Annotated in this window: 1 protein-coding gene; it reads right to left on the reverse strand. The window is 66.8% G+C overall.

Annotated elements, in window-relative coordinates; translation table 11 throughout:
* Positions 1–2,942, reverse strand: a 2,942-nt coding sequence (locus HX851_RS32010) for an ImcF-related family protein (protein WP_177066509.1), incomplete at its 5' end; no start/stop codon positions are given.

The following is a 2,942-nucleotide window of genomic DNA, read 5'->3' on the forward strand; positions in this document are numbered from 1 at the left end:
TCATTCAAAACCCCCATTGCGTGCATAGGGTTCTGTTTTCATTTTGGCGTCGAGAAAGATCTGCGACGGCAGTTTGAAACCCCGCAGTTTGAGCAACGCCAACGGTCCCGCCCCCAGTTCCGTGCGCAAATGCCAGGTCAGGCCCAGGCCATCGGGCGCCTTGAGGACGAGGCGGTACTGGCTGGCGCCATCGTCCAGCGGCGTGACCTGGGCCTGCTCCAGCAAGCGGATCAGTCCCCAGGTGCCCGAATAATCACCGAACAGGCGCTCGCCGGTGTGCACGCCGGTCCAGGTCAGGCTGACGCCCGGAGAGTCGCCGCGACCCGGCCAGCCGAAGCGCTGCCAGAACTCACGCTGATTGAAATAGTGATGGACCTCGCCATTGAGGACAAAGCGGGTCTGCACCAGGTCGCGTACCGGTTTGCCCCGCAACTCGAACCCCAGCCCCATGCCGCCATCGGTGTAGAGCACATCGGCCAGATGGCTGAGCTGGTTGATCGCGCCGAGGAATTTCGGATTGAAGCGCAGCCCCTGGCTATGGCTCGGATCGACCACCCAGCGGCTGCCTTCCTTGCGCAAGACCCCGCCCAGTTCACGTTGCAGGAACTGCTCGATACGCCCGGAATCGGCGCGGATCATCTGCCCCAGCATGGGCAGCGACGCATCACTGGCCGTGGCGGCAAAGGGGTAACGACTGGCGAAAGCACCGTGCCAGTCACTGACGACCGCCCGCTGCCACTGGCGGTTGAGCCCGGCCGCCGAGGGTTGCAGGACCTTCTGCCAGGCCTGTTCCAGTGGCTGCACAAAGAGGCTCTGGCCGACCCCGTCCCACTCGGCACCGAGGCTGGCGGCGATCAGGCTGCCGTAGGCACGGGTCTCGGTCAGCTCGACGCTCTTGCCCTGGAACACCGTCTGCGCCAGGGCCTGGGTCATGGCTTGCGGGTCGGCGGCGCTGCTCACTTGCTGCAGTTTCAGGCGCACGCCGGTGACCCGGGTGAGAAACGCCGGCAGGCTCAGGCTGTCATTGCCCAACTGACCTTCAGGGCCTTTGCCGAGCAGGGCCAGCAGCGGGCCGAAGGTGGCGTCCAACGGGCCAACCGGAGCCACCCCCTGAAGGTTGAGGGCCGGGACCTTGTCCTGGGCGATCAGGTGTTGCGCGGACTGGATCAGCGAGTCGGCCAGCGCCTGTCGACGCGCGCCGGCCTGGCCCTGGTAGGCCAGGGTGTTCATCAGGGCGATCAGCGGCGACTGGCGGCTGTCGCTCATCAGGCCCAGTTGGTCGATCACCTCGCCGAAGCTCTCCGCCGGGTGCCAGCGCAGGCTGTTGAGGAAGTCCAGCCAGACACCGGCGTAATCCTGGAAGTAACGTTCGCTGAGACGCTCCCTGAGCACCTGCGGGCTTATCTCGGGGTCGATCTCGGCAGGCTTGTCGCTGAGGACCCAATCGACTTGCTCGCGACGCGCCCGGGCGATGTCGTCGATGGCCTGACGCACCTGGCCCTCCCAGGCCTGGCGGGTGAACACGCCCGGTATCGTCGCGGTGGTGGAAAACAGCGTCTGCGCCTCGGTATCGCCGAGCAGCTGGCGCAGGTTCAAGTCGGGGTAGTGCGCGGCCGCCGCGTCGAGCACCTGGCGGTACAGGCTGGATTCGCCATTGCGCTGGCCCATCTGCCCCAGCAGGACCTGACGGGCCTGGACCACCAGCCGCGGGTCGGCCTCGATGCGCCACTCGGGATGGGCCGCCAGATGTTCGCCATAGAACTGCCACAGACCGGGGACAAAGCCTTGCCAGACACCCGGCGACACCTCGGCCCGACCCGCCTCGGCAGCGCCCAGGGTCTTGGTGAGGAAAGCGGCATCGGCCTTCTCGGGCCGCGCCAGCATCAGGTAGGCCTTGAGTTGGGCGTGGGCCGCCTGGGCCCGTCGCGCGCGCTCGGGACTGTCCGGCGGCAGCTTGACCAGGGCCGCGAGTTGCACGTGCAGATTCGCCGCCGCCGGGTCACGTATCAGTCGGTTATTGGCCTCGACATAACGCGGCCACAGCGTATCGAGCAGCGCACGGTTCTGATTCAGGCCAAAACGCAGGTACCAGGGCGTGCCGTGTTCGGCGCGGTAATCCAGGCGGGCCAGTTCGTGGACCAACTCGTTGAAGGCCAGCAGTTGTTCATCGCCAGTGCCCCGTTGTTCCAGGCCTGTCAGCACGGCCTGCGCCTGGACGATCTGCGCCCGGTTGCCGAGGAAGGACAACAGCAGTCCGGCACTCCAGACCACCGCCAGGCCCAGCAGCAACGCATAGGCGATACGCGGGGCCGGCCAGCCCAGGCGGCCGGGACGCGGCTTGTGGTCGAGCACGCCCTGCCAGGCCGGGTTCGGCGGCCAGAGATGGGAGAGTTCGCTGTCGACGCGTTGCACCGGCAGGCTGAACCACAACCCGCGCAGCGGCACGCCATGGGCGAACTCGCTGAGCAGCGGTTCCAGCGCCCGGCGCCAGCGGGCAATGCCTTCGACTTTCAGGTCACGGGACAGGCGATAGAGAAAGTCATGCTTGATCGCGCCGCGCATCTGGTTCATGCCCTGTTCGAGCAAGGGCGCCAACAGACTGTGCAGCAGGTCTTCCAGTTGCTGCGCGCTAACACGCGGCGGCAGGTCGATGCCGACCGGTTGGGTTTCACGCGTGTGCTGCGGCCAGTCGCTGTGGCAGACCTGCCACAGGTGCAGAGGCAGTTGCCAGTGCAGTTGACGGGCCAATTGTTGCAGGTGACGCAGGCCGGTACGCAGCGCGGCGGCTTCGCTGCTCTGCTGTTTGTCCAGCGCCCAGACCACGCCGTCCAGCGCCCGCCAGCGACTGAGGCCGCGCCAGGGTTCGAAGGCCTTGTCCAGCTCGACCTGCACGCTGCCGCCCCACAGCAGCAGGGTGCGCTGGCCTTGCTGCCAACGGTCTT

The organism is Pseudomonas gingeri (assembly GCF_013385635.1).
In the GTDB taxonomy this organism is placed as follows: domain Bacteria; phylum Pseudomonadota; class Gammaproteobacteria; order Pseudomonadales; family Pseudomonadaceae; genus Aquipseudomonas; species Aquipseudomonas gingeri_A.